At 72.3% G+C, this 16586-nt stretch carries 14 protein-coding genes; 8 read left to right on the top strand and 6 right to left on the bottom strand.

All coding sequences use genetic code 11. From position 1 onward, the window contains the following. Positions 1–54 precede the first annotated feature (54 nt). Positions 55–3582, bottom strand: a complete 3528-nt coding sequence (gene dnaE, locus ACQEUU_RS16845; protein ID WP_433066753.1) for a DNA polymerase III subunit alpha — start codon at positions 3580–3582, stop codon at positions 55–57. A 163-nt stretch (positions 3583–3745) separates the two neighbouring features. On the opposite strand from dnaE, the gene ACQEUU_RS16840 reads away from it, so the two are divergent. Beyond that, positions 3746–5131, top strand: coding sequence for an amino acid permease (locus ACQEUU_RS16840; RefSeq protein WP_433071866.1), 1386 nt, complete (start codon positions 3746–3748; stop codon positions 5129–5131). On the opposite strand, the gene ACQEUU_RS16835 is transcribed toward ACQEUU_RS16840, so the two are convergent. Further along, the gene (locus ACQEUU_RS16835) at positions 5115–6017 is read right to left on the bottom strand and encodes an oxidoreductase (RefSeq protein WP_433066751.1); all 903 of its coding nucleotides are present in this window, start codon (positions 6015–6017) and stop codon (positions 5115–5117) included. The two genes, ACQEUU_RS16840 and ACQEUU_RS16835, sit on opposite strands and share 17 nt — an antisense overlap. Positions 6018–6073: 56 nt before the next feature. Between ACQEUU_RS16835 and ACQEUU_RS16830 the strand changes: the two genes are divergently transcribed. Then, positions 6074–6289: a hypothetical protein gene (locus ACQEUU_RS16830; protein ID WP_433066748.1), complete on the top strand. Its 216-nt coding sequence runs from the start codon at positions 6074–6076 to the stop codon at positions 6287–6289. A 55-nt stretch (positions 6290–6344) separates the two neighbouring features. Here the strand turns inward: ACQEUU_RS16830 and ACQEUU_RS16825 are convergent, their stop codons facing one another. Continuing rightward, entirely contained in the window at positions 6345–7163 is an 819-nt protein-coding gene (locus tag ACQEUU_RS16825) for a chorismate mutase (protein ID WP_433066745.1), read from the bottom strand. Between the two features lie 290 nt (positions 7164–7453). On the opposite strand from ACQEUU_RS16825, the gene ACQEUU_RS16820 reads away from it, so the two are divergent. The 6 genes from ACQEUU_RS16820 to ACQEUU_RS16795 are packed head-to-tail and all read left to right on the top strand — an operon-like array spanning position 7454 to position 14546. Then, positions 7454–9328 carry a protein kinase domain-containing protein gene (locus ACQEUU_RS16820; protein WP_433066742.1) on the top strand — a complete coding sequence of 625 codons (1875 nt, stop codon included), beginning with the start codon at positions 7454–7456 and terminating at the stop codon, positions 9326–9328. 10 nt (positions 9329–9338) lie between these two features. Continuing rightward, complete coding sequence (locus ACQEUU_RS16815) at positions 9339–11291, top strand: protein kinase domain-containing protein (protein WP_433066740.1); 1953 nt, start codon at positions 9339–9341, stop codon at positions 11289–11291. Then, complete coding sequence (locus ACQEUU_RS16810; protein WP_433066738.1) at positions 11288–12130, top strand: AraC family ligand binding domain-containing protein; 843 nt, start codon at positions 11288–11290, stop codon at positions 12128–12130. Before ACQEUU_RS16815 ends, ACQEUU_RS16810 begins: the two co-directional genes overlap by 4 nt. A 22-nt stretch (positions 12131–12152) precedes the next feature. Continuing rightward, positions 12153–12815, top strand: a complete 663-nt coding sequence (locus ACQEUU_RS16805) for an AzlC family ABC transporter permease (RefSeq protein ID WP_433066736.1) — start codon at positions 12153–12155, stop codon at positions 12813–12815. Continuing rightward, positions 12812–13126: an AzlD domain-containing protein gene (locus ACQEUU_RS16800; RefSeq protein ID WP_433066733.1), complete on the top strand. Its 315-nt coding sequence runs from the start codon at positions 12812–12814 to the stop codon at positions 13124–13126. Before ACQEUU_RS16805 ends, ACQEUU_RS16800 begins: the two co-directional genes overlap by 4 nt. Positions 13127–13136: 10 nt before the next feature. Continuing rightward, a complete protein-coding gene (locus ACQEUU_RS16795) occupies positions 13137–14546 on the top strand; it encodes a protein kinase domain-containing protein (protein WP_433066730.1) in 1410 nt (469 codons plus the stop codon). A 45-nt stretch (positions 14547–14591) separates the two neighbouring features. Here ACQEUU_RS16795 and ACQEUU_RS16790 read toward each other — a convergent pair whose 3' ends face one another. From ACQEUU_RS16790 to ACQEUU_RS16780, 3 genes are read right to left on the bottom strand one after another with little or no spacing between them, the layout of a single operon-like run. Continuing rightward, the gene (locus ACQEUU_RS16790) at positions 14592–15521 is read right to left on the bottom strand and encodes an RluA family pseudouridine synthase (RefSeq protein ID WP_433066727.1); all 930 of its coding nucleotides are present in this window, start codon (positions 15519–15521) and stop codon (positions 14592–14594) included. Continuing rightward, positions 15505–16089, bottom strand: coding sequence for a signal peptidase II (locus tag ACQEUU_RS16785; protein WP_433066724.1), 585 nt, complete (start codon positions 16087–16089; stop codon positions 15505–15507). The genes ACQEUU_RS16790 and ACQEUU_RS16785 overlap by 17 nt, the downstream gene beginning before the upstream one ends. Continuing rightward, positions 16062–16451 (bottom strand): TraR/DksA family transcriptional regulator, encoded by a 390-nt coding sequence (locus tag ACQEUU_RS16780; protein ID WP_433066721.1) that lies wholly within the window; start codon positions 16449–16451, stop codon positions 16062–16064. The genes ACQEUU_RS16785 and ACQEUU_RS16780 overlap by 28 nt, the downstream gene beginning before the upstream one ends. Positions 16452–16586: the final 135 nt, after the last annotated feature.

The following is a 16586-nucleotide window of genomic DNA, read 5'->3' as shown; positions in this document are numbered from 1 at the left end:
AGGTCTGCCCAGGCAGCGGCCCCGGCCTGGTCGAACTCCGCCACCGGGGACGGGTCAGGCGCCCAGGCAGGCCGGGCCGAGCAGCTGCTTCAGGTCGCCCATGAGCGCCGGCGACGGCGACACCCGCAGCCGGTCGTCGACCCGCAGGACGGTCGTCTTGGGGCCGTTGTGGACCTGGAGGTGGACCTCGGAGGTGCCGGGATGGGTGGTCAGGATCTCCTTGAGCCTGCTCACCACGGGGGCGGTGCAGCGGTTGAGCGGCAGGCTCACCAGCAGCGGCCCGCCCGCCTCCTGGGTCAGGTCGGGCGCCGTCACCTCCATCGCGATGATCTTGCCGACGTCCTCGCGCTTGTCGATGCGGCCCTTGACGAACACGATCGCGTCCTCGGCCAGGATGGTCGAGCAGAGCTGGTAGGCCGACGGGAAGATCATCACCTCGATGGCGCCCTCCAGGTCCTCCAGCTGGGTGAGCACCCAGGTGTCGCCCTTCTTGGTGACCTTGCGCTGGACGCCCGACAGGATGCCGCCGACGGTGACCACCTGGCCGTCGGGGCGGCTGTCGTCCTGCAGCGCCGCGATCGAGCAGTCGGCCCCGGCGGCGAGGATGTGCTCGACGCCGAACAGCGGATGGTCGGACACGTACAGACCGAGCATCTCCCGCTCGAACTGCAGCAGGGTGGTCTTGTCCCACTCGCCCACCGGGATCTGCACGTCGAAGGTCTGGTCCTCGCCGCCCTCGATCGCGCCGAACAGCGAGTCCTGGCCGATGGCCTCGTTCTTCTTGATGTCGATGATCGCGTCGACGGCCTGCTCGTGCACCATGACCAGGCCCTTGCGGACGTGGCCGAGCGAGTCGAACGCGCCCGCCTTGATCAGCGACTCGATGACGCGCTTGTTGCAGACGAGCGCGGGCACCTTGCGCAGGAAGTCCTTGAAGTCGGCGAAGCGGCCCTTCTCCTTGCGCGCGTTGATGATGCCGTCGACGACGTTGGCGCCCACGTTGCGGATGGCCGACAGGCCGAAGCGGATGTCGGTGCCGCGCGGGGTGAAGTCGAAGTCGGAGTCGTTGACGTCCGGGGGGAACACCTTGATGCCCATCCGGCGGCACTCGTTGAGGTAGAGGGCCGACTTGTCCTTGTCGTCCTTGACCGAGGACAGCAGCGCGGCCATGTAGGCGGCCGGATAGTTGGCCTTGAGGTAGGCCGTCCAGTAGGACACCAGGCCGTAGCCGGCCGTGTGGGCCTTGTTGAAGGCGTAGTCGGAGAACGGCAGCAGGATGTCCCACAGCGCCTTGATGGCCGCGGCGGAGAACCCGTTGTCCTTCATGCCCTGCTCGAACGTCACGAACTGCTTGTCGAGCTCGGACTTCTTCTTCTTGCCCATCGCCCGCCGCAGCAGGTCGGCGCCGCCCAGCGAGTAGTTGGCGACCTTCTGGGCGATGGCCATGACCTGCTCCTGATAGACGATCAGGCCGTGGGTCGTGGACAGGATCTCCTTGAGCGGCTCCTCCAGCTCCGGATGGATCGGGGTGATCTCCTGCTGGCCGTTCTTGCGCAGCGCGTAGTTGGTGTGGGAGTTGGCGCCCATCGGGCCGGGGCGGTAGAGGGCGAGGGCGGCGGAGATGTCCTCGAAGTTGTCGGGGCGCATGAGCCGCAGCAGCGAACGCATACCGCCGCCGTCGAGCTGGAAGATGCCCAGCGTGTCGCCGCGGGCCAGCAGGTCGTAGGCTCTGCGGTTGTCGAGCGGCAGCTCCAGCAGGTCGATCTGCTCGCCGGTGGTCGCCTCGATCATCTTCAGGCAGTCGTCGATGATCGTGAGGTTGCGCAGGCCCAGGAAGTCCATCTTCAGCAGGCCGAGCGTCTCGCAGGTCGGGTAGTCGAACTGCGTGATGATCGCGCCGTCGGAGTCGCGGCGCATGATCGGGATGTGGTCGGTCAGCACCTCGGCGGACATGATCACACCGGCGGCGTGCACACCCGTCTGCCGGATCAGGCCCTCCAGGCCCTTGCCGAGGTCGATCGTCGCCTTGACGTCGACGTCCTCCTCGTAGAGCCGGCGCAGCTCGCCCGCCTCGGCGTAGCGGGGGTGGTCGGCGTCGAAGATGCCCGCCAGCGGGATGTCCTTGCCCATCACGGCGGGCGGGAACGCCTTGGAGACCTTGTCGCCGAGCGCGTACGGGTAGCCCAGGACGCGGCCGGCGTCCTTGATGGCGGCCTTGGCCTTGATGGTGCCGAACGTGGCGATCATCGCGACCTTGTCGGCGCCCCACTTCTCGGTGACGTAGCGGATCACGTCGCCGCGCCTGCGCTCGTCGAAGTCGATGTCGACGTCGGGCATGGACACGCGCTCGGGATTGAGGAACCGCTCGAAGATCAGGCCGTGCGGGATCGGGTCGAGGTCGGTGATGCCCAGCGCGTACGCCACCAGCGAGCCGGCCGCCGAGCCTCGGCCGGGGCCGACGCGGATGCCGTTGTTCTTCGCCCACATGATGAAGTCGGCGACCACGAGGAAGTAGCTCGGGAAGCCCATCTGGATGATGACCCGCAGCTCGTTCTCCGCCCAGGCGCGGTGCTCCTCGTCGACGCCCTCGGGGAAGCGGCGCTCGAGGCCCTTCCAGACCTCCTGGCGGAAGAACTCCTCCTCGGTCAGGCCGTCGGGGACGGGGAAGGTCGGCATGAGGTTCTTGTGCTCGAAGAACCCGGCCGGGTCGACCTTCTCGGCCACCAGCAGCGTGTTGCGGCAGCCCTCGGCCCACAGGTCGGAGGAGTCGACGGCGCGCATCTCGTCGGCGGTCTTGATGTAGTAGCCGCTGCCGTCGAACCGGAACCGGTCGGGGTCGGACAGCTGCTTGCCGGTCTGGATGCACAGCAGGGCGTCGTGGGAGGCGGCGTCGGACTCGTAGGTGTAGTGGGAGTCGTTGGTGACCAGCGGCGGGATGCCCAGCTCCTTGCTGATGCGGGTCAGCCCGTCACGGACGCGGCGCTCGATGTCGAGGCCGTGGTCCATGATCTCCAGGAAGAAGTGGTCCTTGCCGAAGATCTCCTGGTAGCGGGCCGCGGCCTTGAGCGCCTCGTCGTACTGGCCGAGCCTGAGCCTGGTCTGCACCTCGCCGGAGGGGCAGCCGGTGGTGGCCATCAGCCCGTCGGAGTGCTCGGCGAGGATGTCGGCGTCCATCCGCGCCCACTTGCGCACGAAACCCTCGGTGTAGGCGCGCGAGGACAGCCGCATCAGGTTGTGCAGGCCGGTCTTGTTGCGCGCCCAGATCGTCATGTGGGTGTAGTAGCCGCCCGCGGAGACGTCGTCCTTCTTCTGGTGGGGCTCCCCCCACAGCACGGGCTTCTTGTTGAAGCGGGAGGCGGGCGCGACGTACGCCTCGATGCCGATGATCGGCTTGACGCCCGCTCCGGTCGCCTGCCGGTAGAAGTCGTAGGCGCCGTGCATGTTGCCGTGGTCGGTGATCGCGATCGCCGGCATGCCCAGCTCGCCGACCTGCTTGAACATCTGCTTCAGCCGCGCGGCGCCGTCGAGCATGGAGTATTCGGTGTGCACGTGCAGATGGACGAACGAGTCGCTGGACGACATGGAGCGGCGCCTCCCGGTCTGAACGTGTGGTGTGCGGTTCGACTCTAGTGGTCCGCGCCGACACTCCGGGCGTCGCACGGCAGCGGCGTGCCGGAGTCTCTTCGGCGCCCGGCGCGGTTATCTTCTCAGTGACGGAACGTCACGAAGGAGACACACCGTGCACATGGAGTCGGACGAGGGGTACCGGCCCGCGCTGGGGAACCGCCAGGTGCAGATGATCGCCATCGGCGGCGCGATCGGCGTGGGCCTGTTCCTCGGCGCCGGTGGGCGGCTGGCCGCCGCGGGTCCCGCGCTGGTGCTGTCGTTCGCGGCGGCGGGCGTGGCGGCGTTCTTCGTCATGCGGGCGCTGGGCGAGCTGGCGCTCTACCGGCCGGCGTCGGGCTCCTTCGTGGTGTACGCGGGCGAGTTCATCGGGCCGTGGGCCGCCTTCGCCAGCGGCTGGATGTACTGGCTCAACTGGGCGTTCACCGGCATCGCCGAGCTGACGGCGATCGCCGCCTACGTCCACTACTGGGCCCCGGGGTTCCCGCAGTGGGCGACGGCGCTGCTCGCGCTGGTCTTCGTGCTGGTGGTGAACATGCTGTCGGTGAAGCTCTTCGGCGAGCTGGAGTTCTGGTTCGCGCTGCTGAAGGTGCTGGCCATCGTCACGTTCCTGGTGGTCGGACTGGCGCTGGTGGTGTTCTCCGTCGGGCAGGCCGCGCCGGCGAACCTCGTCTCCCACGGCGGGTTCTTCCCGACCGGGTTCCCGATGGTGCTGATGAGCCTGCAGTCGGTGGTGTTCGCGTACGCCTCCATCGAGCTGGTCGGCATCGCCGCGGGCGAGACGGCCCGGCCGGACAAGGTGATGCCGAAGGCGGTCAACGGCGTGGTGTGGCGGATCGCGCTCTTCTACGTGGGCTCGGTGCTGCTGCTGGCGATGGTTCTGCCGTGGACCTCGTACGAGGCCGGCACGTCCCCGTTCGTCACCGTGTTCGCCGGTCTGGGCGTGCCGTGGGCGGCCGACGCCATGAACCTCATCGTGATCACCGCGGCGCTCTCGTCGTGCAACTCCGGCCTGTACGCCACCGGCCGCATCGTCCGGTCGATGGGACTCAAGGGCGAGGCCCCCGGCTTCACCGCCGCGCTCAGCCGCCGCCGCATCCCGGTCGGCGGCGTCCTCTTCACGGCGTCGATGTTCCTGGCCGGCGTCGCCCTGTTCTACTTCCTCCCCGAACGCGCGTTCAACATCGCCACCGCGTGCGCCTCCCTGGGCGTGGTCACCACCTGGGGCACGCTGGTCTACTGCCAGCTCCGCCTGCGCCGCACCGGGCACCGCTCCGCCTTCCCGATGCCCGGCACGCCCTACACCAACTGGCTCACCCTGGCCTTCCTCGCCCTGGTGGTGGGCCTGATGCCGTTCGCCGACGAGGACCAGCGGGTCGCCTTCTACCTGCTGCCGATCGTCGTCGCCGCCATCGCCGCGGGCTGGTTCCTGCTCGGCGTGCGCAGGAGGCGCCTGGCGGCCCTGGCCGACCAGGCGGGCTCCCCGGCGGTCAATCCCGCGGAGTGACGTCCGCGCCGCCGCCCAGCCGGGCCAGGTCCGCCTCGGAGAGCCTCAGCCGCCCCGCGGCCACGTTCTCGGCCAGGTGGTCCGGGTCGCCGGTGCCGGGGATGGCCAGCACGTGCGGCCCCTGCCGGAGCGTCCAGGCCAGCCGGACCTGCGCGGGCGTGGCGCCGTGGGCGCGCGCCACGGCCAGCACGGACTCCTCCTCGGCGGCGACCGCGCCGCGTTCGCGCCCGGCGCCGGCGATCGCGAAGAACGGCACGTACGCGATGCCCTGCTCGCCGCAGGCCCGCAGGAACTCCTGCTCGCCGGAGGACGCCCCGACGGAGTAGGGGTTCTGCACGCAGACCACCGGCGCGATGGCCCGCGCCTCGGCCAGGTGCGCCGGCGTGGCGTTGGACAGCCCCAGGTGACGGACCAGCCCGGCCTCGCGCAGATCGGCCAGCGCCCCGAAGTGCTCGGCGATGGAAGCCGTCCCGGCGCTCCGGGGGATGCGCAGGTTCACCACGTCCAGGTGGTCGCGGCCCAGCTGGCGCAGGTTCTCCTCGACCTGGCCGCGCAGCTGCGGGGGCGTGGCCCACGTCCACTCGCCCGACGGGTCCCTGCCCGCCCAGACCTTGGTGGCGATGACCAGGTCGTCCGGGTAGGGGGACAGGGCGCGGTTGATCAGCTCGTTGGCCGACAGGGTCGGCGAGAAGTAGAACGCGGCGGTGTCGATGTGGTTGACGCCGAGGTCGGCCGCGCGGCGCAGCACGGCGATCGACCGGTCCCGGTCGGCGGGCGTGCCGCGGCCGAAGGGGGCGCTGCCGGTCAGGCGCATCGCGCCGAGTCCGATGCGGTTGACGGTCAGGTCGCCGAGCCGCCAGGTGCCGGCGTGCGTCTGCGTGGTCATGGCGGGCCTCACGTTCTCAAAGGTTTCCCGGGCATGAAAAAGCCTCCCCGGCGGACATGACTCCGCGCCGGGAAGGCCAGGCGTTCCCCGGCATCCTATCAACCCCGGCGATCGCCGATCACGCTCGCCGGTTCCCCGTCGCGGCGGCCCGCCGGGCGGTGATCCACCCTCGAAGGCGGCGGAGTCTCGGGGAAGGGATCGCGCTGATCGAGGCGGGGAAGGCCGCCGAGATCACGCTCGGCGGCTCGTACGTGCCGCTGGTGGCGGGCTGATCCTCGACGCCCGGCCGCACCCGTGCGCTCCTGGGACGCGACGCTCCGGCCGGGCTCAGCCCGTGGCGTTCTCCTCGGCCAGCCGCAGGCCCGCCTCGATGACCGCGTTCATCACCGGCGCCAGCCCGGCCTCGCCCAGGACGGGGGCGCGTTCGGCCATGCGGGCCACCAGGGCGCGCTCGCGGGCCGGGTCGCGGCCCGCGAAGCCGCCGACCGGCTTGAGCCGCTGGACCCGGCCCGCCAGGGCCGCGCGGCGCTCCAGGAGGGTGGCCAGGGCGGCGTCCACGCGGTCGATGGCCTCGCGGCACTCGGCCAGCGTGGCCGGGGCCTCGGGGCGCAGCAGCGCGCCGACGAGGGTGACGGCCTCCTCCGCCTGGTCGCGGCCGGCCGGAGCCACGATCAGGCCGTCCGCGCCGGCGGCGACGGCGGCCGCGGACAGGCCGGGATCGGCGCTCACGTCGGCCAGCGCCGGGCGGCCGGACACCGCCCGCGCCTCCCGCAGCAGCCCCAGGTCGGCGTGCTCACAGAGGATCACCGGGGCGCCCGACTCGGCCGCGCAGTAGTCGGCCACGCCCAGCCACTCCTCCAGGGTGGCCGAGCGGCGGCGCTCCACCACCACCGGCAGTCCCAGCCCCGCCACCGCGCGCACCAGCGGGATGTCCCTGGTCCACGCGCCGCCGACGATCACCCCCCGGGCACGGGCGGCGATGGCGGGCAGGTCGTCGGCGCTCGCGGGCTCGGCGAGCGTGACGGCGGCGGGCAGGACCGCGCCGGGCTCGCGCAGGCTGACCCGGTCACTGATCACCACGGCGGGCCCTTCGCCCAGGAGGTGACCGCCCAGCGGGACCACATGGCGTTCCAAGGTCGATGACATCTCGGCTCCCCACTCGGCCGGCTCACCGGGAGCCGGCAGGAAAACACGAAAGGCAGAGACGAGGCGTCTCTGCCTTGGTGGCCGGCTCCAGGTGGTCGCTAGCTGACGACCGGCTCGCCCGGAGCCGGCTGGATAAACGCGTAGCGACACGTCATGCTCACACTTTACATCGTTTCACTCCAACCAGTGGGACGAGCTTCTCGAATAGCGGACTGTCCTTGCGGCGAGTCGCCGTTGATCCGTCGCTATGGGAGTATTTCTTGGCCTAGAGGGAGGGTTTGAGGCCGTTGATGTCGGATCGCAAGCGGGACGGACGCCGCATCGCCGGTCGGTACCAGCTGCAGGAGCCCATCGGCAAGGGTGGCATGGGCATCGTCTGGCGAGCCCATGACGAACTCCTCGACCGCACCGTCGCGGTCAAGGAAGTCAGATACGCGGCCGCTCTGGGCGACGAGGTGCAGTTGCTGAACCGGCGGACGATGCGTGAGGCGAGGGCTGCGGCCAGGTTCGAGCATCCGAACGTGATCGTCGTGCACGACGTGATCGAAGAGGACGGCCGGCCCTGGATCGTCATGCAACTCGTCCCCTCACGCTCCCTGGGTGCAGTGATCAAGAAGGACGGGCCGCTGCCGCCGAAGCGGGTGGCGGAGATCGGCCTGGCGGTGCTCGACGCGCTGTACCGCGCCCACGAGTCGGGCGTGCTGCACCGCGACGTCAAACCGGAGAACGTGCTGCTGGCCGACGACGGCCGTGTGGTGCTGACCGACTTCGGGATCGCCACGCTGGAGACCGAGACGCAGCTGACGGTGACCGGCCTGGCCGGCACGCCCGCGTTCATCGCGCCCGAGCGGCTCAAGGGGCTGCCCGCGCGGCGCGAGTCCGATCTGTGGTCGCTAGGCGCGACCCTCTACACGGCCGTGGAGGGCCGCTCTCCGCACGACCGCGGCAACGCGCTGGCCACCATGCACGCCGTCCTCACCGACGAACCCGACCCCGCCGCGCACGCCGGGCCGCTGGCGCCGGTGATCGACGGGCTGCTGGCGAAGGAGCCGGTGCAGCGGCTGACGTACGAGGAGGCGGAGCGGCTGCTGCGGCAGGTGATCGCCGAGGCGAGCGAGACGCCGGCCGTGCGCACCGCGAAGATGCCCCGGGTCGCGCCGGTCGAGGACGACATGCCCACCGACCCCGACCTGAGGCAGGTGCCCCCGCCGCGTCAGGCCCCGCGGCCCGCGCCCGAGCCCGCGCCGCGTCCCGAGACGCCGCCCGCCCCGTCGGGGTCGTCCGGGTCTTTCGGGTCGTCCGGTCCGTCCGGTCCGTCCGGGAGGTCCACGCCGCCGGAGACGGGCGCGCTGTTCACCCCCGCGACCGCCCGCCCCCCTACGGAATCGCCCGACGGCGAGTCCACCAGGGATGCGAGCTCCGACGACAAGCGCCAGGCGCTGCCCGTGATCGCGGCCGTGACCGCCGTGCTCCTCGTCGCCGGCGTGGGCGGCTACCTCGGGCTGCGCTCCCTGCCCGACGGCTCGCCCACCGACGACCGCACCGCGGCCAGCACCGCCACGAGCGAGCCGACCACCCAGCCGAGCGCCGAGCAGAGCACGGAGCCGACGGCCGAGCCGACCTCCGGCGGCGCCGAGACGTCGCCGAGCCCGTCGCCCTCGGCCAGCGAGTCCCCGTCCGATTCGCCCTCCCCCACGCCCACGAAGGAGTCCGACGCCCTGCCCAAGGGCTGGAAGCTGTACAAGGACAAGGAGCTCGACTTCACCATGGGGCTCCCCAAGGGCTGGGACGTCTACAAGCGCGAGGGCTCACAGGTCTTCTTCCGCGGCCCCGGCGCGGGCTCCAACGCGTTCGTCTCGGTCGACCGGGCCAGGAAGCCGGGCGACGACCCGGTCAAGGACTGGGAGCAGCAGGAGAAGTCGGCCAGGTACAACTTCGGCGGCTACCAGCTGATCGACATCAAGGCGGTCGACTACCAGAAGTCCGCCGCCGACTGGGACTTCACCTGGAACACCAACACCGGAAAGACCAGGGTGCGCAACCGGGGATTCATCACCGAGAACGGCCGCGGCTACGCCATCTACTGGCACAACCTGGCGAGCCGCTGGAAGAAGGACTACCACTTCTTCGAGACGTTCTGCGCGACCTTCGAACCCGACCAGTAGGCGGCGCCGCGTGGACAGGCAGGTCGGCGACCGCTACCGCCTCGTCGAACCGCTCGGTGAGGGCGGCATGGGCGTGGTGTGGCGCGCCTACGACGAGCTGCTCGACCGTACGGTCGCGATCAAGGAGGTCCGCTACAGCGGGGTCGGCGAGCGGCAGCGGGCCGAGCTGAACCGCCGGACCATCCGTGAGGCCAGGGCCGCCGGCCGCCTGGACCACCCGTCGGTGGTGGTCATCCACGACGTGGTCGAGGAGGACGGGCGGCCGTGGATCGTCATGCAGCTCGTCCGCTCGCGTTCGCTGGCCGAGGTCATCCGCGCGGACGGGCCGCTCCCGGTGCGGCGGGCGGCGGAGATCGGCGCGCGGATGCTCGACGCGCTCCGCGCCGCGCACGCCACCGGGGTGCTGCACCGGGACGTCAAACCGGAGAACGTGCTGCTCGCCGACGACGGGCGGGTGGTGCTGACGGACTTCGGCATCGCGACGATGGAGTCCGAGGCGGGGCTGACGGCGACGGGGAGCCTCGTCGGCACGCCCGCGTACATGCCGCCCGAACGGCTGAACGGCGAGCCGGCCAGGCCCGAGTCCGACCTGTGGTCGCTGGGGGCGACCCTGTACGCGGCGGTGGAAGGCTCGCCGCCGTTCCGGCGCGACTCGTGGGCGGCGACCGTGGCGGCGGTGCTCCGCGACGCGGTCGAGCCGCCCCGCCGGGCCGGGGCGCTGACGCCGGTCATCATGGGCTGGCTCCAGCGCGACCCCGGGGACCGTCTTGCCGCCGGCCAGGCCGCCCGCCTCCTCCACATCGCCGCCTCCGGCCCCACCCCGCACGACCCAGGCTCCCGGGAGATCCCCCCGTACGGCCCCGCCGGCCCGGCACCCCACACAGCCGTATCCGGTCCGCACGCGGGCCCGGCACCCCACGGAGCGGTACCGTCCAGCCCGCACGCGGGCCCGGCACCCCACACAGCCGTACCATCCGGCCCGGCACCGCACGCGGCTGTATCCGGTCCGTACGCAGGTTCGGGATCCCATGCCGGTCCGCGTGGGGGTTCTCCGTCGTACGGCCCTCCAGGGGCGGTCGGCGGCGAGGCGTCCGGGCGGTACGGGACGGTTCCCGGCGGGCGGCCCGCGGGAAAGCGGTGGGTCGTGGTGGCGGCCGTGGCCGCGGTGGCGCTGCTCGGCGCCGGGGGCGTTCTGATCGTCCCCCGGCTGGGTGACGGGCCGGCCCTCGGGGCCGGAGTGCGGACGCCTCAGGCGGAGAGCCCCGCGGCGACCGCCGAAGGGCCGGACGGGAACGCGACCGGCGAGCCGCCGGGCAGCCGGTCCCCGGACCCGGGAGGCACGTCCGGAGACCCGTCCTCCGGCCCCGAAGGCACCGTGGGGGACGGGACCCCAAGGCCGGAAGGCACACCCGGGGACGTGACCCCGGAAAGCACCTCCGGGAATGGGACCCCAGGGCCGGAAAGCTCCGGGGACGCCACCCCAGGACAGGGGGACCGGGCCGTGACGCCGGCCGGCTGGCGGGTTCACCGGAACGCGGCCGGCCGGTTCTCCGTCGCCATGCCGCGCGGCTGGCGCGCCGTGAAGAGCCCGCGGCGCGACAGCGTCACCTTCAGCGGCCCCGGCACCCCCGGCATGATGATCATCGAATGGACCGTCCCCGAGGGCGACCACCCGACCCCGGCCGCCCACTGGCGCGCGCTTGAGCGGGAGATCCTGGCCAGGGGCGAGTTCCCCGGCTACGAGCGGATCGCCATCCGCTCGCTCGTCTACCAGGGCCGCCCGGCAGCCGACTGGGAGTTCACCCGCACCCGCGACGGCGGGCGGATCCATGTGATCAACCGCGGGTTCACCGCCGCCGGGGGCCGCCCGTTCGCGCTGTACTGGGAGACGAGGGGCGCCCGCTGGGAGCGTGACAGGCGCTTCTTCGAGACGTTCGCGCGGACGTTCCGGGTGACGCGGTGAGCGGTCGGCCGCAGGAGCGGGCCCGCTTCTGGCGGCATCCGGCCGTGCCGGATGTCGATCTGCTCAAGGCCCGCTACGTCACCCACCGCTTCTCCCGCCACGTGCACGAGGGGTACGCGATCGGGGTCGTCCTGGACGGCGTCGAGGAGTTCGAGTACCGCGGCGAGCTGCGCCGGGCGGGCGCCGGCGAGGTGGTGCTGGTCAACCCGGACTCGGTGCACACGGGTCAGGCCGGCCTGGCGGACGGGTGGGCGTACCGGATGCTGTACCCGTCGGTGGCGGCGGTCGGGGAGGTGGCGGCCGAGCTGGGCCTGGCGTACGGCACTCCGCACTTTCCTGAGCCGGTGGTGCGGGAGCCGGAGGTGGAGGCGCTGGTGGTGCGCGCGCACCGGGCGACGGAGCGCGGCGACGACCTGGCGGCCTCGACGCTGATGCGCACGCTGTTCGCGCGGCTGCTGACCCGGTACGCGGCGCCGCGCCCGGCGGCGGCGCTGTCGTCCGAGGGGCGGCGGGCGGTGCGGCGGGCGATGGAGGTGCTGCACGAGCGGCTCACGGACCCGCCGTCGCTGGACGACCTGGCGCGGCTGGTGGACGCCCGGCCGTTCCCGCTGCTGCGGGCGTTCAAGGCGGCGACGGGGCTGCCGCCGCACGCCTACCTGAACTCGGTGCGGGTGCGGCAGGCGCGGCGGCTGCTGCGCGCGGGCGTGCGGCCCGCGGACGTGGCCGCCCAGGTGGGCTTCACCGACCAGGCTCATCTGAACCGGCACTTCAAAAGGGTGGTCGGGGTTCCGCCCGCCGCCTACCGACGGGCCGCAGGAACGTACAAGAAACTCCCCTGACCTGCACATATCCTCATATCTCATGGAACAGACGACACTCCGTTCCGCCGCCATCCGGGACGGTCTGGGTGTGGGTCTGGCCGTCGGGCTGTCCGGGGTCGCCTTCGGCGCCGCGGCGGTCACGGCCGGGCTCACCGTGCCGCAGGCGTGCGTGCTGAGCCTGCTGGCGTTCACGGGGGCCTCGCAGTTCGCGTTCGCCGGCACGGTCGGCGCGGGCGGCGACCTGCTCGCGGCCGCCTCGGGCGCGCTGCTGCTCGGCGCCAGGAACACGCTGTACGGGCTGCGCATGGCCGACGTGCTCCAGGTGCGCGGCGTGCGCAAGCTGGCCACGGCCCAAGGGGTGATCGACGAGACGACCGCCGTCGCCCTGGCCCAGCCGAACCCCGCGGCGGCCAGGGCGGGCTTCTACACCACGTTCGCCGCGGTCTACGTGGGCTGGAACCTGACCACGCTGCTGGGGGCGATCGGCACGAGCGCGCTGGGCGACCCGGGGATGCTGGGCCTGGACGTGGTGGGGCCGGCCACGTTCCTGGCGATCCTGTGGCCGCGGCTGAAGGCCAGCGCCGAGCTGCGCTGGCTCGCGGCGGGCGGCATGGCGATCGCCCTGGCGGCCACCCCGTTCTTCCCGCCGGGCGTGCCGGTGCTGCTGGCGGCCGTGGCGGTGCTGGTGGTGATGCTGCGGTGACCGGGCTGTGGTGGGCGATCGCCGCGGTGTGCCTGGGCTGCTACGCGCTCAAGCTGTCCGGGCTGGCCGCGCCGCGCCGGGTGCTCGACCACCCGGTGGTGAGCCGTTTCGCCGAGCTCGTGCCGGTGGCTCTGCTGGCCGCGCTCATCGGGGTGCAGATGTTCACGCACGACGGCGCGCTCGCGTTCGACCTGGCCCGCGCCGCCGGTCTGGGCGCCGCCGTCGTCGCGTTGCTGCTGCGTGCCCCGTTTCTGGTCGTCCTGGCGGCAGCCGCCGCCGTGACAGCGGTTGCTCGCGCCTTTCTGGGGTAGGCGGCCCCACATGTCCGATTCTGCGGGGATTGTTGGGGGCCGTTACCGGCTGGTGCGGACGATCGGCCGTGGCGGCATGGGCACGGTCTGGCAGGCGCATGACGAGGTCCTGGGCAGGGACGTGGCCGTCAAGGAGGTCCTGCCGCCCTCGGATCTCTCCGGACCTGAACGCGACGTGTTCACCGTGCGGACCTTCCGCGAGGCGCGCGCGGCCGGCCGGGTCGCGCACCCGGGCGTGGCCACCGTGTACGACGTGGTGGAGGAGCACGGGCACCCGTGGATCGTGATGCAGCTCGTCCGGTCACGGACGCTGGGCGAGCTGGTCCGCGACGACGGGCCGATGCGGCCGGTCGAGGCCGCGAGGATAGGGCTGCAGCTGCTGGAGGCGCTGCGCGCGGCGCACGCGGCCGGGGTGCTGCACCGGGACGTCAAGCCGGACAACGTGCTGCTGACAGAGGACGGCAGGGCGGTGCTGACCGACTTCGGGATCGCCACCACCGAGGACGAGGCCCCGGTCACCAGGACCGGGATACTGATCGGCACCCCGGCCTTCATGGCGCCGGAACGGGCGGCGGGCGGCGCCGCCGAGGCCGCCTCGGACCTGTGGTCGCTGGGCGTGACCCTGTACGTGGCGGTCGAGGGGCATTCGCCCTTCCACCGGGCGAACGCGCTGGCCACTCTCGGCGCGGTCATGCACGCCGAGCCCGCCCCGCTCAGCCGGGCGGGGGTGCTGGCGCCGGTGCTGCTGGGGCTGCTGAGGAAGAACCCGGCCCAGCGGATGACGGCGGAGGAGACCGGTCAGCGCCTGGCCGCGATCATCAGGGGCATCGGGCCTGAGCCGACCGGGCCGGTGCCGCTCCCGGAGGTGACCGGCTCCGGCGGGACGGAGGCGGTGGTCGCCCCGGCGGCGGTGCGGGTCGCCTCCGCCAGGCGCAGGCAGCCGCTGCTCGCCCTGGGCGTCGGCGCGCTGGTCACGGCCGTGGTGACGGGTGGCGCGGCCTGGTGGTCGCACCGGCCCGTCGAGTCGACGAGCCCGCCGGCCCGCCCTCCGGCCGTGGTGCACACCCCGGAGAAGACCGCGAAGGTGTCGGACCCGCCTGCCAAGAAGGGGTCCGAGCGCCGGGGCGGCGATCCCGCCGATCCGCCCGCCCGGTCCGGCGTCCGCCGCGACAGCACGCCGCCCGCCACGTACAAGTCCGTCCAGCGAGGCCGGGAGACGCCTCAGGGCCGCCGTCCCGCCGAACGGGACGACCGCGGCACGCCCAGGAAGAAGGACACCCCCTCGGCCGAACCCACGCGCCCGGCCGGCAGGAAGCCGACCGGGCGGCCGAGTCGGGACGCGCCCGGCCAGGTGGAGCCGTCGAACAACGGCGGCGGTGGCGGAGCCCAGGCCCACCGGCGCGGGCCCGCCCGGAGGTGACGGCGGCCGCCTCAGGGCCGCCGCGAGGCCTCGGGTACGGCCCGGTCAGGACTCGGCGCGTACGAGGTCGAGCGCCTTCTGCAGGTCCTCGGGATAGTCGGTGCTGAACGACACCCACTCCCCCGTCGCCGGGTGCTCGAAGCCGAGCGAGACGGCGTGCAGCCACTGCCGGGTGACGCCCAGCCGGGCGGCGAGCGTCGGGTCGGCGCCGTACAGCAGGTCTCCCACGCACGGATGGCGCAGCGCGGACATGTGGACCCGGATCTGGTGGGTGCGGCCGGTCTCCAGCTTGATGTCGAGCAGCGACGCCGCCCGGAACGCCTCGATCGTGTCGTAGTGGGTGATGGACGGCTTGCCGCCCGCGACCACCGCGAACTTGCCGTCGCCCGCCGGGTGGCGGTCGATGGGGGCGTCGACCGTACCCCTGAACGGGTCGGGATGGCCCTGCACGAGCGCGTGGTAGCGCTTGTCCACGGTGCGTTCCTTGAAGGCGCGCTTGAGGTGGGAGTAGGCGTGCTCGCTCTTGGCGACGACCATCGCGCCCGTGGTGTTGGCGTCGAGGCGGTGCACGATGCCCTGCCGTTCGGCGGCGCCGCTGGTGGCGACCGTGTGGCCGGCGCCGAGCAGCCCGCCGATCACGGTGGGGCCGGTCCAGCCGACGGTCGGGTGGGCGGCCACCCCGATCGGCTTGTCGACCACGAGGATGTCGTCGTCCTCGTAGATCACCCGCATGCCGGGCACCGGCTCGGCGACCGGCATCGGCGTGGTGACCGGCGGCGGGAGCGTCACGTCCAGCCACGCCCCGGCCCGCACCCGGTCGGACTTGGCCGGCCGGCCGCCGTCGAGCAGCACCTCGCCGGCGGCGATCAGCTCGGCCGCGCGGGTGCGCGAGAATCCGAACAGCCGGGAGAGCGCGGCGTCCAGCCGCTCGCCCTCCAGCCCGTCGGGCACGGGCAGGCTACGCTGCTCGGCCACTCTTGCCCTCCCTCGTTCCGTCGATCTGGTAACCGCGCCAGGCCAGGATCACCGCCAGCACCCCGCCGCATACGATGGCCGAGTCGGCCACGTTGAACACCGGGAAATAGTCGATGACCGGGAAGTTGCCCGGCAGCACCTCGACGAAGTCGACCACGTGCCCCTGCAGCTGGGTCGGCCGGCCGAATCCGGACGGGTAGCGCAGCAGCCGGTCGGTGAGGTTGCCCAGCGCGCCGCCCAGCAGCAGCCCCAGTGTGATCGCCCACGGCATGCTGGCCAGGTTGCGGGCCGTCCTGATGATGGCGGCCACCACGCCGGCGGCGATCAGGGTGAAGATGAACGTCATCCCGGTGCCGATGCTGAAGGCGGCGCCGGAATTGAAGATCAACCTGAACTGGAGGACGCCGGGGATCACCACCAGCGGCGGCTCACCCTCCAGCGCCTCCAGCGCCACGGTCTTGGTGACGAGGTCGGCCACGTAGATGAAGGCCGCGAGGGAGGCGAGGACGGCGAGGACGCGGCCCCGCCGCCCTCCCGCCGCTACCGGCGCTCCTCCCTCTGCTTGCACGTCACGCACAGCGTCGCCCGAGGGAACGCCTGAAGGCGTTCCTTGCCGATCGGCTTGTGGCACGATTCGCACACTCCATAGGTCCCTGCGTCGATCCTGGCGATCGCTCGTTCGTTCTGCGCGACCAGGTCGCGTGCATTCAGGGTAAGGGCGATCTCGCGTTCCCGCTCATACGTCTTGGCGCCCGCGTCCGCGGTATCGTCGCCGGCGCCCTGGGTGACGTCACCCGAGGCGATCTCGCTCTCGTGGCGCAGGATGTCGGCGTTGAGCTCGTCGATCTCGGTCTTCAGATTGCCGCGTACCTCGGCCAGCTCTTCTTCCGACCACATCGACGGGGTCGCGGTCTGCGTGACTGCCGCCATGGCTGCCTCCATGCTCCTTGGGCAAGGCCGATCTCGGGCTGATCAGGGCCGTGGGATGGTGCGGGCAGCTTAGGTTCCGGATGACGGAACGGCGAACGACCCGCCGGATGGATTACCCCTCCCGTACTATCCCGC

This window comes from Nonomuraea sp. CA-218870 (genome assembly GCF_050936535.1).
Classification (GTDB): domain Bacteria; phylum Actinomycetota; class Actinomycetes; order Streptosporangiales; family Streptosporangiaceae; genus Nonomuraea; species Nonomuraea corallina.
Note: the sequence above shows the minus strand (reverse complement) of the source record. Positions and strands in the feature narration are given on the sequence as shown.